Raw genomic sequence first — 19,057 nt, forward strand, 5'->3', positions numbered from 1 at the left:
GACACGGTCACCGACTTCAGGACGACGGGCTCGAGTTCGGACGTCCTCGAGTTCGACACGGACGTCTTCGCCGATTTCGCGGCGGCGATGGAAGCGGCTGCGCAGGTCGGCAACGACACGGTGTTCACCGTCGATGCCGACACCACGCTGACGCTGAAGGGCATCCAGCTCACCAGCCTAGCCCAGGACGACTTCCGCTTCGTCTGAGCGGCGGTCTCCTCAAATGTCACCGACGGCGCTACGGCGCCGTCGGCCGGCCAGAGCCGGAAATCTGACGCCATGGGCTGCCGGCTTGCGTGGAATGCCCAGGCTCCAGATGGCTGAGCGATGACGTCACTTGATTTCGCCGGATCAACTGCGTCTGGTTCCAAGGCTGTCTTTCTGGAGCGCTTCCGCGTTTCTCCGAATCGCGGAATCGCTCCAGCTATTTGTTTTGACGCATTTTCTTCACGCGAGCCGGGGCCCGCTTCGATCGAAAATGCTCTGGAACGGCGCTTGGACGATGGACATAGCACAACTGAAAACGCTGATTCATGTCGCCGAGCTGGGGAGCGTGAGCCGGGCCGCCGATCGGCTGAACATCGCGCAGCCGGCATTGAGCCGGCAAATCCGCCTGCTCGAGAAAGAGCTCGGCGTCTATCTGTTCGAGCGGCACGGCCGCGGCATGGAGATCACCGAGGTCGGCAGGGACGTCGTCGAGCATGCTGCGCGCATAATGGTGGAAATGGATGCGATCCGCGTCCTGGCTAATTCCGGTGCAAGCTCGCTACGCGGGACCGTGATGCTGGGCACGACACCGACCGTCGCGGAAATCGTGACTGTTCCCCTGGTCAGAAGGATCAGAGAGGCCCATCCTCAACTGGGAGTCCGTTTTTCATCGGCCTTCAGCGGTCATTTGCTCGACTGGCTCCAGCGCGGCGAACTCGAACTCGCAGTTTCCTACGACCCCGCACCGCTGCGCTCCCTGAAGGTCGTTCCAGTGATGATGGAGGAACTGCTTTTCGTCCACGCGGGTGAGACGCGGCGACCGGTTTCAGACCCGATGCCGTTTGCACAGCTCGCGAACGAGCCGCTGATTTTACCGAGTCCTCGTCATGGCCTTCGGGCAATCGTGGAAGAATGCGCGCGCCGCGCCGGAATCACCTTGCGAGCCCATGTCGAAGCCGATTCGTTCGGAGCGCAGATCGCCTTGGTCCGCAGCGGCTTCGGTGCAACGGTCCTGCCGCTGGCGCCGATCTACTCTCTGGTGCGGTCCAAGGAACTGCATGCCGTTCCGCTCACCGATCCGACGCCAAGTCGCAAGCTCGTCATTGCCTATCCGGCCGATCGGCCTGTCAGTGCCGCGGCACGCTTTGTCGGAGAGACCTTCATCGACATCGCCGGGGACCTGGTCGAGCGCGGGGTCTGGACCGGACATATGCTTGCGCCCCGCAAGGCGCGCCCGTAGCTGCGGCATTGCCCCGTCACATTCCAATCGCGGACCGATAGGCGGCGTTGTCGATCCTGCGCTGGCCGCGCCGAGGCCATCAGAACGACCTCGGCAGGCCGAGCACATGCTCGGCCACATAGGACAGGATCAGGTTCGTCGAGATCGGCGCGACCTGGTAGAGCCGGGTCTCGCGGAACTTGCGCTCGATATCGTATTCGCAGGCGAAGCCGAATCCGCCATGGAATTGCAGGCAGGCATTGGCCGCCTCCCAGCTCGCCTTGGCGGCTAGGTATTTGGCCATGTTGGCCTGGGTGCCGCAGGGCAGATGGGCGTCGTAGCGCCGGCAGGCCTCGTAGCGCATCAGGTTCGCCGCCTCGACCTCGATGAAACTCTCGGCGATCGGGAACTGCACGCCCTGATTCTGGCCGATCGGCCGGCCGAAGACGACGCGCTCCTTGGTGTATTCGGTGACCTTGTCGATGAACCAGTAGCCGTCGCCGATGCATTCGGCCGCGATCAGCGTGCGCTCCGCATTCAGACCGGTGAGGATGTACTTGAAGCCCTGGCCTTCCTCGCCGATCAGATTCTCGGTCGGGATCTCGAGATTGTCGAAGAAGAGCTCGTTGGTCTCGTGGTTGACCATGTTGAGGATCGGCCGGACCTCGAGCCCCTTGCCGATGGCCTCTTTCAGGTCGACGACGAAGATCGACATGCCTTCCGACTTCTTCTTCACCTGGTCGAGCGGGGTGGTGCGCGCGAGCAGGATCATCAGGTCGGAGTGCTGGATGCGGCTGATCCAGACCTTCTGGCCGTTGATGACGTAGCGGTCGCCCTTCCTGACCGCGGTCGTCTTGATCTTGGTGGTGTCGGTGCCGGTGGTCGGTTCGGTCACGCCCATTGATTGCAGGCGCAGCTCTCCGGTCGCGATCTTCGGCAGGTAGCGCTGGCGCTGCTCCTCCGAGCCGTGCCGGATCAGCGTGCCCATATTGTACATCTGGCCGTGGCAGGCGCCGGAATTGCCGCCGGCGCGGTTGATCTCCTCCATGATCACCGAAGCCTCGGTCAGCCCGAGCCCGGAGCCGCCATACTGCTCCGGGATCAGCGCCGCCATCCAGCCGGCCTTGGTCAGTGCGTCGACGAATTCCTCCGGGTAGCCGCGGGCCTCGTCGATCTTGCGGTGATACTCGGCGGGAAACGCGGCGCAAAGGTCGCGGATCGCGTCGCGGATCTCGTCGAAACCCTCTCCAGCGGTGGTCTGCATCGCTTGACGCTCCTCAGATCGGCGCGTGGCCGAGCGCGGCCCTGAAGCGGTTCTTGATATAGGCGCCGTCGCGGGGCGGCAGCACGCGCGGCGGGTTCTCGGGCCTGATCTTGACCGTGACGAACTTGGTGCCGTCGCGGGTCGAAAGCCGCGGCTTCAGGTCGTCGACCGCTGCCATGTCCTTGATCGCGCGCGTCCATGAGAAGCCGCAGATCTCCGCGACGCGCTCCAGATCGATGCCGCGGCCGGCATGGCTGATCTGCATGCCGGTCTCGCCGAAATGCCCGTTGTCGAGCACCACGATCGAGAGGTTCGCCGGCTTCTGCAAGGCGATGGTGGCGATGGCGCCGAAGCCCATCAGCATCTCGCCGTCGCCGGTGATGACGACCACCGACTTGTCCGGCTGGGCCCTTGCGAGGCCAAGGCCGACCATCGCGGCGCTGCCCATGGCCGCCCAGAGGTAATAGTTGTTGTCGTGGTCCCCGGCAGCCATGACGTCGTAGGAGGCCGAGCCGAGGCCGGTCACCACGAGCAGATCCTTGCGACCTTCCAGCAGCCTGGCGACCACCGCGCGGCGGTCGAGCGTTCCGCCCGTCACTTGAGCCATTTCTTCTCTCCGATCAGGCGCTGCCCCAGAAGCAGGGCGCAGGAGGAGTCGCCGTTGAATGCCATGGAGGCGGCGCCGTGGAGCAGGGGTTCGACCTCCGCGGGCTCGTCGGCACGCCAGGTCATCACGCCCATCAGGTTGAGCGCCTTCTCGGTCGCCTGGCCCATCGGGTTCTGCCAGCCGTTGAACTCGGCCCAGTCCCCGCGCATGGTTACGACCATCAGCAGCGGGAAGCGGGCCACGGCCGGCAGCGCCAAGGTGTTGATGCAGTTGCCGACGCCGCTCGACTGCATCAGCAGGGCGCCGCGCTCGCCGCCGAGCCAGGCGCCGGCGAGATAGCCGATGCCCTCTTCCTCAGTCGTCAGGACGACGGACTGGATCTCGTTATCGGCCTCGGCAAGCTTGATAGCTGTCGAATGGCCCGCATCCGGCACGTAGACGATATGCTTGACGCCATGGGCCTTGAGGACGCTGAACACGTTCTCCTGCCAACCGGCTTCGTATTCCGGCACCGTCTCTGCCACGCCCATATCGATCTCCCGAGGATCCGCGTTGGTTCGGTCTGCGGCCTTGCTATGCGCGTCGGATCGATAAAGCGAATAGCCATTTTGGCATTGAGATATGCCGATCTGCGATAGCGGCCGGGATGACAGAGCCGCCGAAGCCCGCAGCCGCGGCGCGCGCCTCGCGCATCGAAGGGGCGCGAGGGCTGTCAGGAAGCTGGAGCAGGCCTCTCGGTTATCGTCGCCGCGAGCCGTTGCGGCTTCAGAAATGTCCGGCCGAGCTCGAGGCGAGGCCTCGTCCAGGCCGTCGATCGTTTAGTATCAGACAATCTGTCAATCAGTTGACAGCTCAATTGTTTCAGAACACTGTCCCGGCAGCAAGCCCGCAGAAGGCAAGAGCTACCGGAGGAATCTGATGTCTGGATCGAAGAATTCGCAGTCGTCGCGCGGCATCGACCGCCGCAGCCTGATGCTTGCCGCAGCCGGCTCGGTCGCCGCGCCCTGTGTCATTCGCGACGCCGTCGCCCAGGGCAAGGCCGTCAATGTCGGCGTGATCATGCCGCTATCGGGCGCCAACGCGCAGTTCGGCATCAATTCGCGCCACGGCATCGAACTCGTCGCGGACGAGATCAATGCTGCGGGCGGCATCAAGGCGCTCGGCGGTGCCCGCATCAACCTCGTGGTGGCCGACTCGACCTCGACGCCCACGACCGCGGCGAACGTTGCGCAGCGCCTGCTGACCCAGAACGACGTCGTCGCCATCCTCGGCGCCTTCGCCTCCTCGCTCACCATCGCGATCTCCGAGGTCACGGAACGCCGCGGCGTCCCGCTCCTGACCATGTCCTTCTCGGACCAGATCACGGGCCGCGGTTTCGAGAACATCTTCCAGGTCGTCGCCAAGGCCTCGGTACTCGGCAAGGCGCAGTTCGACGGTACGGCCGCCATCGCCGCCGCTGCGGGCCAGAAGCTCGAGAAGGTCGCGATCATGTACGAGGACACCGCCTACGGCACCTCGCAGGCGGCGGGCCTGCGCGAGGGTGCCAAGGCGGCGGGCGTCCAGGTCGTGATGGACGATGCCTATCCGCTCGGCATCACCGACGTGACGCCGCTGATCAACAAGCTGCGCACCTCGGGGGCGCAGGCGGTGTTCCCGGTCTCCTATCTCAACGACTCGCTGCAGATCATCCGCGCGATGCGCCAGCAGCGCATCGCCATCCCGGCGATCGGCGGCGCCGCCGGCTACGTCATCCCCGATTTCGAGAAGGGTCTCGGTGAGTTCGCCGAGGGGGTGCTCTCGATCTCGCCGGCGAATTACGACCTGGCGCCGGAGCTGACCGAGCGCTTCCGCAAGCGCTACGGCTATTTCATGGTCCACGAGGCGCTCGAGCATGCCGTCTGCATGGATGTGCTCGCCCAGGCCATCGAGAAGGCCAAGTCGGTCAAGCCGGACGATCTGCGCAAGGCTCTCCAGGGCGCGCGCTTCGAGGGCGGCTGGACCAAGGCGATGACCGGCGGCGCCGTCCAGTTCGACAAGACCGGGCTCAATACGCTCTCCGTGCCGGTCATGGTGCAGTGGCGCAACAAGGAGCTGGTCTCCGTCTGGCCTTCCGACGTCGCCAAGGCGAAGGCGGTCTGGTCGAACTGAGGCGCAGGCCGGGCTGCTGGCTATGGGCGGAGAGTGACTGATATGGCGGTGGTGCAGGCCATCCTGGATGGGCTGATGATCGGCGGCGTCTATGCCGTGATCTCGATCGGATTGACCCTGGTGTTCGGCGTCATGGGCATCGTGAACTTCGCGCAGGCGGAGTTCCTGATGCTCGGCATGTTCGTCGCGTATTACGCCTGGGCCTGGCTGGGGCTGGACCCGCTGTTGGCGGCGCCGCTCGCCTTCGTCGTCGTCTTCCTGCTGGGGGCGGCGATGCAGCGCGTGCTGATCCGGCGGGTGCTGAAGGCGCCTGAAGTGGCGCAGATCTTCCTGACGGTCGGCCTGCTGATCGTGCTGGAGAACGCGGCGCTGCTGATGTTCGGATCGAGCTTCCGCTCGGTCTCGACGCCCTACCAGACCTCCTCGCTGCAGCTCGGCCCGCTCTTCGTCTCGGTGCCCTATCTCGCCGCCTTCGCCATGTCCGTCGCCTCGGGGCTGGCGCTCTGGATCTTCCTGAAGTCGAGCTGGTTCGGCCGGGCCATGCGCGCCACCGCCCAGGACCCGATGGCCGCGCGGTTGATGGGCATCAACGCCGATCGCATGCACATGCTCGCCTTCGCGCTCGGCGTCGGCCTCACCGCCTTCGGCGGCGCGGTGATCCTGCCCTATCTGACGGCCTCGCCGACGGTCGGCGCGCAGTTCGTCGTGCTGATGTTCACTGTCGTCGTGCTGGGCGGTCTCGGCTCGGTCGCAGGCGCCGTGGTCGGCGGGCTCGCGGTCGGCATCATCCAGTCCCTGTCGACGCTGGTCTTTCCGATACAGCTGCAGAACCTGGTGCTGTTCGTCGTCTTCATCGGGGTGCTCGCGTTCCGGCCCAAAGGCCTGCTGGGGGCAGCGCGATGAACCGCCTCTCCCCGACGCAGTGGCTCGGGCTCGCAGCGTTGGCCGCGCTCGCCATCGCGCTGCCCTTCGCCTTCGATCCGCGTGGCTACGGCATCCGCATCCTGTGCCTGGCCCTGCTTTTCGCCGCCATGGCGCAGGCCTGGAACATCGTCGCGGGGCTGGCCAACCAGATCTCGCTCGGCCATGCCGCCTTCTTCGGCATCGGCGCCTACACCTCGACGCTGCTGCTGATCCATTTCGGCGTCTCGCCCTGGCTCGGCATGGTCGCGGCGGCGGTGCTCGGTGGCATCGCGGCGCTGCTGATCAGCCTGCCGACGATGCGGCTGCGCGGGCACTATTTCGCGCTGGCGACGCTCGCCTTCGGCGAGGTGATGCGCGTGATCGGCAATAGCTGGGGCGGGTTGACCGGCGGGCCCGTCGGTATTTCGGTGCCGTTCTCACAGCCGAACTTCGTGCTGCTGCAGTTCCGCGAGACGCGCTCCTATTACTGGCTGATGCTGGCGGCGCTGATTCTCGTCACTCTCGTGTTCATCGCGATCAAGCGCAGCCGCCTCGGATACCGGCTGCGGGCGATCAAGGAGAATGCCGATGCTGCCGAGGTGATCGGCGTCGACACGACCCGGACCAAGATCATCGCGGCGGTGATCTCGGGCGCGCTGACCGCAAGCCTGGGCACGCTCTACGCGCAGTTCCAGTTCTTCTTCGACCCGGACACCGTGTTCGGCGTGGCGTCGGTCTCGGTGCGCATGGCCATGATCGCGATCGTCGGCGGCATCGGCACGGCGGCTGGCCCGGTGCTCGGAGCCTTTTTCGTGATCCCGCTCGAGGAGGTCGCCAACCAGGTCTTCTCGGCGCAGGCGGCGGGGCTTTCCCAGCTCGTCTTCGGCGTGCTGCTGATCCTCGTCATCCTGGTCGAGCCGCGCGGCTTCATGGCCATCGGCCCGCGGATCAAGCGCCTGCTCGGGAAGGGAGATCGCTGATGGCCACCCCTCTTCTCCAGGTCTCCGGCATCGGCAAGCGCTTCGGCGGCCTGCAGGCGCTATCCAATGTCTCGCTCACCGTCGGTACCGGCGAGATCGTCGGGCTGATCGGTCCCAACGGCGCCGGCAAGACGACGCTGTTCTCGACGCTGGTCGGGCTGTACAAGCCCGATAGCGGCTCGATCCGGCTCGACGGCCGTGATCTCGTCGGGCTGAAGCCCCACAGGATCGCCGCGGCGGGCATGGTCAAGACCTTCCAGAACGTGGCGCTCTTCCTCGATTCCTCGGTGCTGGACAATGTCCTGACCGGCGGGCTCATGCGGCATTCGGTCGAGGAGGCGCGTGCGCTCGCACGACGCTGCCTCGAACGCGTCGGCATCGGCGCGATCGCCGACAAACTCGCGCGCGATCTCTCCTTCCCGGAGCGGGCCCGCGTCGAGGTCGCCCGGGCGCTCTGCACCGAGCCGCGCATCCTGCTGCTCGACGAGGCGATGGCGGCGCTGAACCATGCCGAGATGGACGAGTTCATGACCCTGCTGCGCCAGCTGCGCGAGGAGGGGCTGACCCTGATCGTCGTCGAGCACCACATGCGCGCCATCATGTCGCTCTGCGAGCGCCTGGTGGTGCTGAACTTCGGGCAGATGATCGCGACCGGCACGCCGGCGGAGATCGCCCGCGATCCCGCCGTGGTCGAGGCCTATCTCGGCCGGTCGGCCGCGTGAGGGGGAGGAGGAGATCATGACGAGCGCATCTCCGCTCCTCGCGATAGAGGGACTCAATGCCGGCTACGGCGCGATCGACGTGCTGCACGACGTCTCGATCAGCGTTGGCGCGGGCGAATTCGTCTGCGTGATCGGCGCCAACACCGCAGGCAAGAGCGCGCTGTTGCGGACGATCTCGGGCCTGGTCGCTTCGCGCGGGAGCATCCGCTTCGACGGGACCGAACTGGTCGGGCGGCCCTCGCACCTGATTCCGGAGCTCGGCATCGCACATGTGCCGGAAGGCCGGCACGTCTTTCCGGAGATGACGGTCGAGGAGAACGTCATGCTCGGCGCCTATGCCGTGCGCTCCGCGAGCGATCTCGCCCAGCGCCGCGAGCAGGTGATGACGATGTTCCCCCGTCTGCGCGAGCGGCTGAGCCAGCTCGCGGGCACGCTGTCGGGCGGCGAGCAGCAGATGGTGGCGATCGGCCGCGCGCTGATGCTCAAGCCCCGCCTGCTGCTGCTCGACGAGCCGAGCCATGGGCTGGCGCCGAAGATCGTCGACGAGCTGCACGACACCTTCCTCGCCGTCAGCCGGACGGGGACGGCGATCCTGCTGGTCGAGCAGAACACGACGCTGGCGCTCTCGGTCGCGGGGCGCGGCTATGTGCTGGAATCCGGGCGGGTCGTGCTGTCGGGCACGAGCGCGGAGCTCTCCGGAAACGACGCCGTCAGGAGCGCCTATCTCGGGCTCTGACGGTTCCTGAAGATCGCATCACGAAAGGGCAGACAGATGTCGCACAGCGATCAGTTCAACAAGGGTCTCGAGGTTCGCCGCAAGGTGCTCGGCCCCGACTATGTCGATGGCAGCCTCGCCAAGGCCGACGATTTCATGATGGCCTTCCAGAACATCACCACCGAATGGTGCTGGGGCTATGCCTGGACGCGACCGGGCCTCGACCACAAGACCCGCTCGATGCTCAACCTCGCCATGCTGACGGCGCTCGGCAAGCCGGCCGAGCTGAAGCTCCACGTCAAGGGCGCGCTGACCAACGGCGTGACGGTCGACGAGATCAAGGAGATCCTGCTCCACGCCACGGTCTATTGCGGCATTCCGGCCGGCCTCGACGCCTTCAAGGCGGCGCATGAGGTCCTCAAGGCCGAGGGCGCCGTTCCTCCCGGCAAGTGAGCCGAGCAAGTGAGCCGAACCATGGCCTTCTGGGAGGTCTTCGCCCTGCGCTACGCCCTGCATGAGCGCAGGGCGTTCGAGAACTTCATTCGTGCGCCCGACCCGCATGACGCCCCCATGCCGATGGACTATTTCGTCTGGGTGGTGCGGCGGGGCGAGCGCGCGATCGTCGTCGACACGGGCTTCACCCCGGAAGGCGGGGCGCGGCGCGGGCGGGTCCTGGTCCGCCCCGTCGAGGTTGCGCTGCGGCAGCTCGGCGTCGCGCCGGAGGCGGTCGAGGACGTGGTGATCACGCATCTCCACTACGATCATGCCGGCAATCTCGATCTTTTCCCGAAGGCCAGGTTCCATCTCCAGGAGGCAGAGATGGGTTTCGCGACCGGCCGGCACATGTGCCAGGCCTGCCTGCGCTATCCCTTCGACGTCGAGGACGTGGTCAGGATGGTGCGCGCGGTCTATGCCGAGCGCGTCGTCTTCCATGACGGCGATGCCGAGCTTGCCGAGGGCGTCAGCCTCCACAAGGTCGGCGGCCACAGCGCCGGTCTGCAGATGCTGCGCGTCGAGACCGAGCGAGGCCCGGTGGTTCTGGCCAGCGACGCGGCGCATTTCCTCGCCAATATCGAGCGGCAGAACCCGTTCCCGATCTTCTTCGATCTCGGTGATCTCGCCCAGGGCTGGCGCGCGGCGCGGCGGCTGGCCGGCGGTGCCGACGAGCGCGTGATCCCGGGCCATGACCCGCTCGTGCGCGCGGTCTATCCCGCGGTGCCAGGCTCGGACGGCGAGACCGTCGCGCTCCACCTGCCGCCGCTAAGGTGAGTCCGCCTAGCTCGAGACGTGTTCCAGCGCCGCGACGAGATGCGGGCGGAACAGGTCGGGATGCTCGCACATCGGGAAGTGGCCGAGCCCGTCCATCACGCGCAACTGGGCGCCGGGGATGAGGGCTGCGAGCCGCGCGCCGTCCTCCGGCGTCGCCGAGTAGTCATAGGTACCGCAGAGCAGCGAGACCGGCATGCGTGCGGCGTCGATCCGTGGCGCGACCAGCGCCCCGTCGAACTCGTCCGAGTAGAAGGCAAGGTCCCCGGCATAGATCTCCGGCGCGCCTTGCGAATAGATCCAGGCGGCCCGGCGCCGGGCGTCGACCGGGCTGGTCGGGCTCATCAGCCCGCGCACGAAGGCGGCGTTGTGCAGGCCGGCATGCACGCCGACATGGTGCTGGAACGGGTTGCGCCGACCCGCCGAGCGGAAGGGCGGCTCGATCGCGATGACGCCTGCGACGAGATCGGGGCGCTCGGCCGCGATCAGCAGGGCGAGCGCGGCGCCCATCGAGCCGCCGGCGACGATCGCCTTCTCGCCGATGACCTGCTCGATGATCGCCGCGCACCAGCCGAGATAGCGCTCCCCGGTTAGGCGATAGGGTTCGCCCTGCCAGCCTTCGGGCGGCATCGAGCGACCGTGGAAGGGCAGGTCCGGCGCGATCATGCGCCAGTCGCGCGCCAGTTCGGTATCCGACAGCTGGCCGTGGAACTGGCGTGCATCCGCGCCGGCTGTGTGCAGGAGCAGCACGGGCCGGCCGCTGCCGGCCGTCTCGATATGCACTTCTGCCGCACCCTCGGGCAGGGTGAGGCGGTGATAGCGCCCGGCGATAAGGCTCATGTCGCGACCGACCGTCTCGGCCGGCGCGACCGGCGAGACCACGATCTGTTCGAATAGCCGCTCGATCACGGCGCGCGCCCGGGCGATCCGCAGCGGATCGCCCGAGAGCGTGAAGGCGGGGTTGGCGATGGCGAGCGCGGTGAAGGCCTGGAACCGCGGCGGTGGCGGCGTGCTCATCAGCCTGTGCCAGTCCTCGGACGCGGCCGAGAGCACGATGTCGGGCGCAGCCTCCATATCGAAACGGGGGATGCCGTCGTCGAGGCGCAGGACGATGTCCTTGCCGGCGCCCTCGATCCGGAGCACGGCGGTCAGGCCTGCGCCGAGCCTGCGGAGCTCGGCATCGGCCGCCGCGGCGGCGACCCGGGCGCGCAGGCTCATCGGGCGTTCTTGCCGGCCGCGCTCAACGCCTCGAGGTGGCGGTGGATCTTGGTGTGGTCGGCATCGGGCTCGAGGCCGGCCTTGGCCTCTTCCCAGAGGGTCGCGACGGACTGGATCTGCGGCAGCGGCAGGTCGAGATGATCGGCAAGGTCGGCGGCGATGCGCAAATCCTTGGCCATCAGCGCCAGCGAGAAGCCGGAATTGAACGCCTCGGTGATGACGAAGGGTTTCATCTTCACCTCGGTCGAGTTGTTGCGGCCGGTCGAGGCGTTGAGCACGTCGACGATCGTCTCGGGCGCGAGGCCGAACTTGCCACCGACGAGCAGCGCCTCGCAGGCCGCGATCAGGCCGGCGGCCGAAACATAGTTGTTCAGCGCCTTCATCGCATGGCCCGAGCCGACCGGCCCGGTCGCGAAGATCGACTTGCCCATCGCCGCCAGCACGGGGCGCGCCTGCTCGACGGCATCCGCAGGTCCGCCGGCCATGATCGCGAGCGAGCCGTCGATCGCGCGCTTGACGCCGCCGGAAACCGGCGCGTCGAGCAGCATCAGGCCGAGCGGCGCGAGATCGGCCGCGAGGGCGACCGTGTCGGTGGGCGCAGAGGAGCTCATGTCGATGATGAGCGTGCCCTTGGGCAGTCCATGCGCGGCGCCGCCGCTACCCAGCAGGACGTCGCGAACGACGCGGCCGTTCGGCAGCATGGTGATGACGGCAGCGGCACCCGTGACCGCCTCGGCTGCGCTGGCGAAGGCGGAGCCGCCGGCCTCGGTCAGCGCACGCCGCGCCGTCTCGGCGGGGTCGGCGCCGTGCAGCGTGAAGCCGGCTGCGATGAGACGCCGCGCCATCGGCATCCCCATCTGGCCGAGACCGATGAAGGCAATCGTGGCGGGGCCCGTGATCGGGTTCGACATGGCGGCTTCCTCCGATTTGACAGCGATGCGTGCGCTAGTCGCGGAAGTTCTGACCGCCGTCAGACAATCTGTCAATCAGCTCGACGACCGGCCGGTTGCGGGTCATGGGCCAGCACGGCGAGGGCGACCGTGGCGGCCATGGCGATGTGATGCTTGCAGGCCTGCTCGGCCCTCGCCCCGTCGCGCGCGGCGATGGCCTCGAAGATCGCCTCGATCTCCGCGACGCTGTCGTCGAGCCGGCCCTGCTGGGTCATCGAGGTGAAGCGGAGCAGGGTGATGCGGTTGTGCAGCATCGTCAGGGACTGCTTCACGAAGACATTGCCGGCCCCCTCCATCAGCACGCTGTAGAAGCGGGTCTTGGCTGCGACGAGCTGGGCGCGATCCCCGTTCTGGGCCGCCTGGCGAAAGCCGGCAACCGCCTGCTTCAGTTCGGCCATCGCCTCTTCGCTGCCCTGCTCGGCGAACGCCCGGCCGGCGAAGCCTTCCAGGAGCGCGCGCACCTCGTAAAGCTGCCTGGCCTCCTCGAAATTGATCGAGGAGACTTCCGGCCCCCGATGGGGGACTGTGATGACGAGGCCCTCGGCCTCGAGCTGCCGCAGAGCCTCGCGGACGGAGGTCCTGCCGACCCCGATCTGCTCGCAAAGCTCGCGCTCCACAAGACGCTGCCCGGGCTTGAAGTGGCCGGAGGCGATCGCCTCCCGGATGCGGTTCTCGACGAGAAGGCGAAGCGTGGCCGCCTGTCGCGGAATGCGAAGATTCATATCGGTCATGATGGGACACATTGCTGTGGCGAGCGCCGCCGTCAATCTCCATGCTTGACGCCAAGTCTGACTGATTGTCTGATAGCAGGCAATGACCAACAAGAAGCTCAACCTGGAGGAAGCAGTGAAGAAGATCGCGCTCACCGTTGCGGCAGTCGTCGCGCTCGCCGTCTCGCCGGCGGCGGCCCAGACCTATCCCGACCGCCCCGTGACCATGCTCGTGCCATTCGCGCCGGGCGGAACCACGGATGTGCTGGCCCGCATCGTCGCGGAGGCGATGGGCAAGGAACTGGGCCAGAACGTGATCGTGGAGAATGTCGGCGGTGCCGGCGGGCGCACCGGGACCGAGCGTGTCATCAAGGGAACGCCCGACGGCCAGACGATCCTGTTCGGCAATATGGGCCCCATGGCCGCCGGGAAGGCGCTGTTCAAGGACCAGCGCTATGACCCTAGGACCGACCTGAAGCCGATCGGCCTGGTCGCCGACGTGCCGATGGTCATCGCCGCCAGCAAGAAGAGCGGCATCACCGACCTGCAGTCCCTCGTCGCCAGGATCAAGGCGGAGGGGGACAAGGTGACCTTTGGCACCGCCGGTTTTGGCGCCACCTCGGATATGGCGCCGCACCTCCTCCTGCATCTGACCAAGCTCAAGGCGACCATCGTTCCGTACAAGGGGGCGGGGCCGGCAATCCAGGACCTGATGGGCGGCTTCGTCGACGGCGTCATCGACCAGACCGCGACCTTGCTGCCGCTGAGCAGCAGCGGCTCGGTGACGGCTCTCGCGGTGACCGGCGACAAGCGCCTGCCGCAGGCGCCCGACCTGCCGACCTTCGCCGAAGCCGGTGTTCCGGAATTCAACATGAAGGTCTGGAACGCGATCGCCGTCCATAAGGACACTCCGCCCGCCATCGCGGACCGCCTGGTCGCAGCCCTGGATGCAAGCCTGTCTTCCGAATTCGTGACGAAGCGCTTCGCGGATCTGGCCGTGCCGGTACCGCCGACCGAGATCCGTGGCCCGAAGCATCTCGGCAAGCTGGTGGAGACGGAGGTGGAGCGCTGGGGGAGCGTCTTCAAGGACGTGGCGAAGCCGTAAGGTCGATGGCGCCTGGATCGGCTTTGGCGGCGATGTGGCTTTGGCGTTGAAATTGCCGGCCGGCGACGCCACCTGCACGTCCCACGTATTCTTCGCTCCGAGGGCCGATGTCGCCGTTTCCAAAGAGGCGCGCCTTGCTGTTGCGCAATCCCAAGGCGCGGCGCGGGCAGGAGCCGATCGATCCCCTGCTTCGCCGCCTGGAGGCTGGCGGGCTCGATGTGACCGTCGAAACCTTCGAGGCCTTGCCCGAGCTGGCGCGCGATATCGTGCGGCTGAGGCATATCGCGGATCTTGTGATCGTTTGCGGTGGGGACGGCTCGATCTCGTCCTCGGCTCTCGCCGCGATGGAGAGCGGATTGCCGCTGGGCATCATTCCGATGGGCACCGCGAACGACCTCGCCCGCACCCTCGACATCCCGATGGAGCTCGTCGGGGCGGCCGACGTCATCGTGGAAGGCCAGGCACGGCTGGTCGATGTCGGCACCGTCAATGGCCACGCATTCTTCAATGTGGCCAGCATCGGCCTGAGCAGCGAGCTTGCACAGAGCCTCGACCCGGCGCTCAAGAAGCGTTTCGGACGCTTGGGCTATGCTGTGGCTGCGATGAAGGTCCTGACCCGCGCATCGCGATTCAGCGCGACCCTCACCGAGAAGGGGCGGGCGATCGACGTCGATACCTATCAGATCGCAGTCGGCAACGGCCGGCATTACGGCGGCGGCAACGTTGTCCAGGAGAGCGCCGAGATCGATGACGGCCATCTCGACCTGTACAGCCTCGAGATGAAGAACCTCTGGAAACTGGCGACGATGCTACGCTCGTTCCGATCCGGGACCCATGGCGCGTGGCGCGAGGTTCGGACGGCGCGATGCGTCGAGTTCGATATCGAGACCAAGGAGCCGATGCCGATCAACACGGACGGCGAGATCGTGACGGCCACGCCCGGCCATTTCAAGGTTCATCCGAAGGCGATCTCGATCTTCGCGCCGCCGGTCCTGGGGCCGCCGAAAGCGGCCATTCATCTCCCGATGTACCATCGCTGAGGCGCCCAAGATGCGGCCTGCCCCTGCAGGTCACGTCGCGGCAGCACCATTCGCGCGGGCGGGCCTTCCGTGCCCGGCCGCTCCGTGCGATGCGCATTCGACCAGGCTGTCGACCAAGAGCTGAACCGGCGGCCGGGGAGAAGCATCTCGCGTCACGATGACGAACTGGCGCAGCGCCCAATCATTGCTCAACGGTACGATGCTCAGCCCCAGTGCCTGCTGCATCGCCTGTGCCTCCTCGCGCGGCACGATCGCGACGGCGAGCTTGGCGGCTACGATACGGCAGGCGGCATCCACGGTCGAAACCTGGATGCGATAGCGCATCTGCTTTCCGCCTGTGGCCGCGGCACTTCGCTGGACAGCCTGCATGATGCTGCGTGCCGCGATGTCGACATGCTCGTAATCGATCGTCTCCTCGAAGGAGAGGCAGGTTCGGCCGGCGAGCGGATGGGTCGGGTGAGCCACCATGACGAGTTGGTCGCGATGATAGGGGCGCGTCGGCAGACCGCGCAGATCGACCGCATCCCAACAGACGCCGATATCGGCCCTGCCGTCTTCGACCGCGCGCACGACCTCCCAGATCTCGCGCTCTTCCAGGCTGACCCGCACATCCCGGTAACGCTGTGCGAACACGCCGACATCCTGCGGCAGGAACTGCGCGACGGCCGACTTGCTGCCGAAGACGCGAACATGACCCTGCACACCCTCGGCAAAGGCGGCGAGTTCTGCGCGCATCCGGTCAAGCAGCTGGAGCGACTCGCGCGCATAGCGCCAGAGCGTCTCACCCGCCGGGGTGATGGTCACGCCGCGCCGTCCGCGCTCCAGCAATGCGACGCCGGCCTCCTCCTCCATCAGGCTGATCCGCTTGCTCACCGCGGATGGCACGATCGCCTCGCGACGGGAGGCGGTGGCGATGTTCCGCTCCTCGCAGACGGCGATGAAGAGGCGAAGCGACACGGGGTCGAAGCTCCGCATGGCAAGCTCGCGGCCGGTCATCATGCCATCTCCAAATGGAACGGTTGCGGTGAAAAATTACCATTCCTGCGATGGCTGACAAGCGCCGCGCGTCGAATATCATCCAGTCCAACAATAACGCCGCCGAGGAACGATCGACCCGACAAGGCTACGCCCGCCGCCCTGGCCACGGCGCTCGAGAGCGAGGTCGCGCGATGGCGCCCCTCATCAATGCAGCCGGCCAAGACGCCGACTGACCGTCCCGCTGAACATCCCAAGGAGCTATCCTCCTCATGCGTATCGTCGACATCCGGGAGCGCACCGCTCCCATCGCTTCTCCCATCGCCAATGCCTTCATCGACTTCTCGAAGATGACGCTCAGCCTCGTCGCGGTCGTCACCGACGTCATCCGCGATGGCAAGCCGGTGATCGGCTACGGCTTCAACTCGAACGGCCGCTACGGCCAGGGCGGGCTGATCCGCGAGCGCTTCGCCCCGCGCGTGCTCCAGGCCGCGCCCGAAAGCCTGCTCGATGCGGAAGGTGGCAACATCGACCCGGGCAAGGTCTGGGCCGCGATGTTCACCAATGAGAAGCCGGGAGGCCATGGCGAGCGCTCGGTCGCCATGGGCACCATCGACATGGCGGTGTGGGATGCGGTCGCCAAGATCGCCGGCAAGCCGCTCTTCCGCCTGTTGGCCGAGCGTGCCGGCGTCGTCGCCGATCCGAAGGTCTTCGTCTATGCCGCCGGCGGCTACTACTATCCCGGCAAGGGGCTGGAGGGGTTGGCGGCCGAGATGCAGGGCTATCTCGACCGCGGCTACACCGTCGTGAAGATGAAGATCGGCGGGGCACCGCTCGCCGACGATCTCGAGCGCATCGAATCCGTGCTGAGGCTGCTGCCGGCCGGCTGCAAGCTCGCGGTCGACGCCAATGGCCGCTTCGACCTCGAGACCGCCATCGCCTATGCCAAGGCGCTGCGCCAATACGACCTGTTCTGGTACGAGGAAGCCGGCGACCCGCTCGATTACGAGCTTCAGGCCAGGCTCGCCGAGCATTATCCCGGCCCGATGGCGACTGGCGAGAACCTGTTCTCGATGCAGGACGCCCGCAACCTCATCCGCTATGGCGGGATGAGGCCCGATCGCGACTGGCTGCAATTCGACTGTGCGCTGAGCTACGGCCTGGTCGAATATCTGCGCACGCTCGACATGCTCAAGGAAAACGGCTGGTCCTGGCGCCGCTGCATTCCCCATGGCGGCCACCAGATGTCGCTGAACATCGCCGCCGGCCTCGGCCTCGGTGGCAACGAATCCTATCCGGACCTGTTCCAGCCCTATGGCGGCTTCCCCGACGGCGTGCGCGTCGAGGCCGGCCATATCGTCATGCCCGACCTGCCGGGGATCGGCTTCGAGGGCAAGTCGGACCTGATCAAGGAGATGCGAAGCCTGGCCTCGTGAGCGGGAGCGCCGATGGTCTGACCTGTCGGAGGCTCGGGGCGATCGCTTCGGCAGCGTGGCTCACATGCACCGTGGCGGCCGCCGCCGAGGCCGAGTAGCCTTGTGGAGAGGCCGCTGTTTCAGGCGGTCGGCAAGACTGCCCGGGAGCCCGGTGCGATTTCGAGGGCTCTGCCAGGCAGCGGGGGAGGCTCGACCATGAAGATCGTCAAGATCACCGAGCGGCTGTCCGTCGCCGCCCAGCCGGTGCCGGGGGATTTCGATGCATTCGCCGGGCAGGGCTACGGGGCGGTGGTCAATGTGCGGCCGGATGCGGAGGAGCCCGGCCAGATGGGCAGCGCAGCGGAAAGGGCGGCGGCCTGTAAGGCAGGGCTGTCCTACGGCTTCGTGCCCGTGACCGGTTCCACCATCACGGAGCCCGACATCCGAGCCTTCCAGCGGGCGCTCAGTGCGGCCGATGGGCCGGCCCTCGTCCATTGCCGGAGTGGCACCCGTGCGCTGACGCTCCATGCCCTCGGCGAGGTGCTGGACGGGCGGATGAAGCGCGAGGATCTCGCAGCCTTCGGCCGCGGGTTCGGTTTCGACCTCTCGGGCGCCGTGCGCTGGCTCGACAGCGAGGCTGCCCGCATCCCGCTGGTCAAGGGCTTCCACGAGGGCCGGACCGGCAGTGTCCAGTATGTCGTCACGGACCCGGCGACGAAGCGCTGCGCCATCATCGATCCGGTCCATGACTTCGACGAGAAGTCCGGATCGACGGCGACGACCCATGCCGATGCGATCCTCGCTTATGTCGCGGAGCAGGACCTGTCCGTCGCGTGGATCCTCGACACCCATCCCCATGCCGATCATTTCTCGGCCGCCCAATACCTCAAGCGGAAGACCGGCGCCCGGACCGCCACCGGCGCCCATATCGTCGATGTGCAGAAGCTCTGGAAGACGATCTACGACTGGCCGGAGCTCGAGACCGACGGCTCGCAATGGGACCGGCTCTTCGCCGAGGGCGACAGCTTCGAGCTCGGCGCGCTGACCGGCCGGGTGATGTACTCGCCCGGCCACACGCTCGCCTCGGTGACCTATGTCGTCGGCGACGCCGCCTTCATTCACGACACCGTCTTCATGCCGGATTCAGGCACGGCCCGTGCCGATTTCCCGGGGGGCAGCGCGAAGGCTCTGTGGAATTCCATCCAGCGAATCCTGGCGCTTCCCGACGAGACACGCCTCTTCACCGGCCATGATTACGAGCCGGGCGGGCGCCATCCGAAATGGGAGAGCACGGTGGCGGAGCAGAAACGCGGCAACGCGCATCTCGTCGACATGACGGGAGAGCGCTTCGTCGCTCTACGCGAGGCGCGCGACAGGAGCCTGCCGATGCCGAAGCTGATCCTGCATGCGTTGCAGGTGAATATCCGCGGAGGCCGCCTGCCCGAGCCCGACGGCAGCGGGAGGCGCTACCTCAAATTCCCGCTCGACGCCCTGCCGGGCGCCGCCTGGTGATAGCGCGTGAACCGGGTGGCGCCGTCCGGCCGCGCCTCTGCCCGTCCATTCTGGCGCCAGGCCCGGCCTGCGGAGCGCGCGGGGTGCGGCCCCGCGCGAAG

20 protein-coding genes are annotated in these 19,057 nt (G+C 66.9%); 13 read left to right on the forward strand and 7 right to left on the reverse strand.

The genetic code is table 11. The features are described 5' to 3' along the window. Together ASE63_RS27735 and ASE63_RS11505 are read left to right on the forward strand one after the other, a co-directional pair. Positions 1–207: hypothetical protein (locus ASE63_RS27735; RefSeq protein WP_056801061.1), on the forward strand; the 207-nt coding region annotated here is incomplete at its 5' end. A 271-nt stretch (positions 208–478) separates the two neighbouring features. Next, the gene (locus ASE63_RS11505) at positions 479–1,447 is read left to right on the forward strand and encodes a LysR substrate-binding domain-containing protein (protein WP_348271351.1); all 969 of its coding nucleotides are present in this window, start codon (positions 479–481) and stop codon (positions 1,445–1,447) included. A 79-nt stretch (positions 1,448–1,526) separates the two neighbouring features. Here the strand turns inward: ASE63_RS11505 and ASE63_RS11510 are convergent, their stop codons facing one another. From ASE63_RS11510 to ASE63_RS11520, 3 genes are read right to left on the reverse strand one after another with little or no spacing between them, the layout of a single operon-like run. After that, positions 1,527–2,690: an acyl-CoA dehydrogenase family protein gene (locus tag ASE63_RS11510; protein WP_056801064.1), complete on the reverse strand. Its 1,164-nt coding sequence runs from the start codon at positions 2,688–2,690 to the stop codon at positions 1,527–1,529. Between the two features lie 13 nt (positions 2,691–2,703). After that, complete coding sequence (locus ASE63_RS11515; protein ID WP_056801066.1) at positions 2,704–3,297, reverse strand: thiamine pyrophosphate-dependent enzyme; 594 nt, start codon at positions 3,295–3,297, stop codon at positions 2,704–2,706. Further along, positions 3,285–3,827 (reverse strand): thiamine pyrophosphate-binding protein, encoded by a 543-nt coding sequence (locus tag ASE63_RS11520; protein WP_056801068.1) that lies wholly within the window; start codon positions 3,825–3,827, stop codon positions 3,285–3,287. The genes ASE63_RS11515 and ASE63_RS11520 overlap by 13 nt, the downstream gene beginning before the upstream one ends. A 388-nt stretch (positions 3,828–4,215) precedes the next feature. Between ASE63_RS11520 and ASE63_RS11525 the strand changes: the two genes are divergently transcribed. From ASE63_RS11525 to ASE63_RS11555, 7 genes are read left to right on the forward strand one after another with little or no spacing between them, the layout of a single operon-like run. Then, positions 4,216–5,445, forward strand: coding sequence for an ABC transporter substrate-binding protein (locus ASE63_RS11525; protein ID WP_056801070.1), 1,230 nt, complete (start codon positions 4,216–4,218; stop codon positions 5,443–5,445). Between the two features lie 42 nt (positions 5,446–5,487). Beyond that, entirely contained in the window at positions 5,488–6,348 is an 861-nt protein-coding gene (locus tag ASE63_RS11530) for a branched-chain amino acid ABC transporter permease (RefSeq protein ID WP_056801072.1), read from the forward strand. After that, positions 6,345–7,328 (forward strand): branched-chain amino acid ABC transporter permease, encoded by a 984-nt coding sequence (locus ASE63_RS11535; protein ID WP_056801074.1) that lies wholly within the window; start codon positions 6,345–6,347, stop codon positions 7,326–7,328. The genes ASE63_RS11530 and ASE63_RS11535 overlap by 4 nt, the downstream gene beginning before the upstream one ends. Continuing rightward, the gene (locus tag ASE63_RS11540; protein WP_056801076.1) at positions 7,328–8,050 is read left to right on the forward strand and encodes an ABC transporter ATP-binding protein; all 723 of its coding nucleotides are present in this window, start codon (positions 7,328–7,330) and stop codon (positions 8,048–8,050) included. Before ASE63_RS11535 ends, ASE63_RS11540 begins: the two co-directional genes overlap by 1 nt. Positions 8,051–8,066: 16 nt before the next feature. Then, a complete protein-coding gene (locus tag ASE63_RS11545) occupies positions 8,067–8,786 on the forward strand; it encodes an ABC transporter ATP-binding protein (protein ID WP_056801079.1) in 720 nt (239 codons plus the stop codon). Positions 8,787–8,822: 36 nt separating this feature from the next. Continuing rightward, complete coding sequence (locus ASE63_RS11550) at positions 8,823–9,218, forward strand: carboxymuconolactone decarboxylase family protein (RefSeq protein WP_056801080.1); 396 nt, start codon at positions 8,823–8,825, stop codon at positions 9,216–9,218. A gap of 9 nt (positions 9,219–9,227) precedes the next feature. Then, positions 9,228–10,034 (forward strand): N-acyl homoserine lactonase family protein, encoded by an 807-nt coding sequence (locus ASE63_RS11555; protein ID WP_244491379.1) that lies wholly within the window; start codon positions 9,228–9,230, stop codon positions 10,032–10,034. A 6-nt stretch (positions 10,035–10,040) separates the two neighbouring features. Here ASE63_RS11555 and ASE63_RS11560 read toward each other — a convergent pair whose 3' ends face one another. The 3 genes from ASE63_RS11560 to ASE63_RS11570 all read right to left on the reverse strand — a co-directional run bounded on the left by ASE63_RS11560 (position 10,041) and on the right by ASE63_RS11570 (position 12,930). Beyond that, positions 10,041–11,249, reverse strand: a complete 1,209-nt coding sequence (locus ASE63_RS11560; protein ID WP_056801084.1) for an alpha/beta hydrolase — start codon at positions 11,247–11,249, stop codon at positions 10,041–10,043. Then, complete coding sequence (locus ASE63_RS11565; RefSeq protein WP_056801086.1) at positions 11,246–12,160, reverse strand: NAD(P)-dependent oxidoreductase; 915 nt, start codon at positions 12,158–12,160, stop codon at positions 11,246–11,248. Before ASE63_RS11565 ends, ASE63_RS11560 begins: the two co-directional genes overlap by 4 nt. Positions 12,161–12,231: 71 nt before the next feature. Then, entirely contained in the window at positions 12,232–12,930 is a 699-nt protein-coding gene (locus ASE63_RS11570; protein WP_056801088.1) for a GntR family transcriptional regulator, read from the reverse strand. A gap of 82 nt (positions 12,931–13,012) precedes the next feature. Here ASE63_RS11570 and ASE63_RS11575 point away from each other — a divergent pair, with 82 nt between their 5' ends. Then, entirely contained in the window at positions 13,013–14,014 is a 1,002-nt protein-coding gene (locus tag ASE63_RS11575) for a tripartite tricarboxylate transporter substrate-binding protein (protein WP_056801090.1), read from the forward strand. Between the two features lie 107 nt (positions 14,015–14,121). Continuing rightward, complete coding sequence (locus tag ASE63_RS11580; RefSeq protein WP_056801092.1) at positions 14,122–15,054, forward strand: lipid kinase; 933 nt, start codon at positions 14,122–14,124, stop codon at positions 15,052–15,054. A 30-nt stretch (positions 15,055–15,084) separates the two neighbouring features. Here the strand turns inward: ASE63_RS11580 and ASE63_RS11585 are convergent, their stop codons facing one another. Continuing rightward, complete coding sequence (locus ASE63_RS11585) at positions 15,085–16,053, reverse strand: LysR substrate-binding domain-containing protein (protein WP_210169314.1); 969 nt, start codon at positions 16,051–16,053, stop codon at positions 15,085–15,087. A 248-nt stretch (positions 16,054–16,301) separates the two neighbouring features. Between ASE63_RS11585 and ASE63_RS11590 the strand changes: the two genes are divergently transcribed. Further along, a complete protein-coding gene (locus ASE63_RS11590) occupies positions 16,302–17,465 on the forward strand; it encodes a mandelate racemase/muconate lactonizing enzyme family protein (RefSeq protein ID WP_056801094.1) in 1,164 nt (387 codons plus the stop codon). Between the two features lie 195 nt (positions 17,466–17,660). Beyond that, entirely contained in the window at positions 17,661–18,956 is a 1,296-nt protein-coding gene (gene blh, locus ASE63_RS11595; protein WP_056801096.1) for a bifunctional sulfur transferase/dioxygenase Blh, read from the forward strand. Positions 18,957–19,057: the final 101 nt, after the last annotated feature.

The sequence above is a fragment of the Allobosea sp. Root381 genome (assembly GCF_001429395.1).
GTDB lineage: Bacteria > Pseudomonadota > Alphaproteobacteria > Rhizobiales > Beijerinckiaceae > Allobosea.

What these genes read in the sequence shown, in the direction of transcription:
- ASE63_RS11505 (WP_348271351.1), top strand. Translation starts at nt 479, where the DNA reads ATGCTCTGGAACGGCGCTTGGACGATGGACATAGCACAACTGAAAACG.
- ASE63_RS11510 (WP_056801064.1), bottom strand. Translation starts at nt 2,690, where the DNA reads ATGCAGACCACCGCTGGAGAGGGTTTCGACGAGATCCGCGACGCGATC.
- ASE63_RS11515 (WP_056801066.1), bottom strand. Translation starts at nt 3,297, where the DNA reads ATGGCTCAAGTGACGGGCGGAACGCTCGACCGCCGCGCGGTGGTCGCC.
- ASE63_RS11520 (WP_056801068.1), bottom strand. Translation starts at nt 3,827, where the DNA reads ATGGGCGTGGCAGAGACGGTGCCGGAATACGAAGCCGGTTGGCAGGAG.
- ASE63_RS11525 (WP_056801070.1), top strand. Translation starts at nt 4,216, where the DNA reads ATGTCTGGATCGAAGAATTCGCAGTCGTCGCGCGGCATCGACCGCCGC.
- ASE63_RS11530 (WP_056801072.1), top strand. Translation starts at nt 5,488, where the DNA reads ATGGCGGTGGTGCAGGCCATCCTGGATGGGCTGATGATCGGCGGCGTC.
- ASE63_RS11535 (WP_056801074.1), top strand. Translation starts at nt 6,345, where the DNA reads ATGAACCGCCTCTCCCCGACGCAGTGGCTCGGGCTCGCAGCGTTGGCC.
- ASE63_RS11540 (WP_056801076.1), top strand. Translation starts at nt 7,328, where the DNA reads ATGGCCACCCCTCTTCTCCAGGTCTCCGGCATCGGCAAGCGCTTCGGC.
- ASE63_RS11545 (WP_056801079.1), top strand. Translation starts at nt 8,067, where the DNA reads ATGACGAGCGCATCTCCGCTCCTCGCGATAGAGGGACTCAATGCCGGC.
- ASE63_RS11550 (WP_056801080.1), top strand. Translation starts at nt 8,823, where the DNA reads ATGTCGCACAGCGATCAGTTCAACAAGGGTCTCGAGGTTCGCCGCAAG.
- ASE63_RS11560 (WP_056801084.1), bottom strand. Translation starts at nt 11,249, where the DNA reads ATGAGCCTGCGCGCCCGGGTCGCCGCCGCGGCGGCCGATGCCGAGCTC.
- ASE63_RS11565 (WP_056801086.1), bottom strand. Translation starts at nt 12,160, where the DNA reads ATGTCGAACCCGATCACGGGCCCCGCCACGATTGCCTTCATCGGTCTC.
- ASE63_RS11570 (WP_056801088.1), bottom strand. Translation starts at nt 12,930, where the DNA reads ATGACCGATATGAATCTTCGCATTCCGCGACAGGCGGCCACGCTTCGC.
- ASE63_RS11575 (WP_056801090.1), top strand. Translation starts at nt 13,013, where the DNA reads ATGACCAACAAGAAGCTCAACCTGGAGGAAGCAGTGAAGAAGATCGCG.
- ASE63_RS11580 (WP_056801092.1), top strand. Translation starts at nt 14,122, where the DNA reads ATGTCGCCGTTTCCAAAGAGGCGCGCCTTGCTGTTGCGCAATCCCAAG.
- ASE63_RS11585 (WP_210169314.1), bottom strand. Translation starts at nt 16,053, where the DNA reads ATGATGACCGGCCGCGAGCTTGCCATGCGGAGCTTCGACCCCGTGTCG.
- ASE63_RS11590 (WP_056801094.1), top strand. Translation starts at nt 16,302, where the DNA reads ATGCGTATCGTCGACATCCGGGAGCGCACCGCTCCCATCGCTTCTCCC.
- blh (WP_056801096.1), top strand. Translation starts at nt 17,661, where the DNA reads ATGAAGATCGTCAAGATCACCGAGCGGCTGTCCGTCGCCGCCCAGCCG.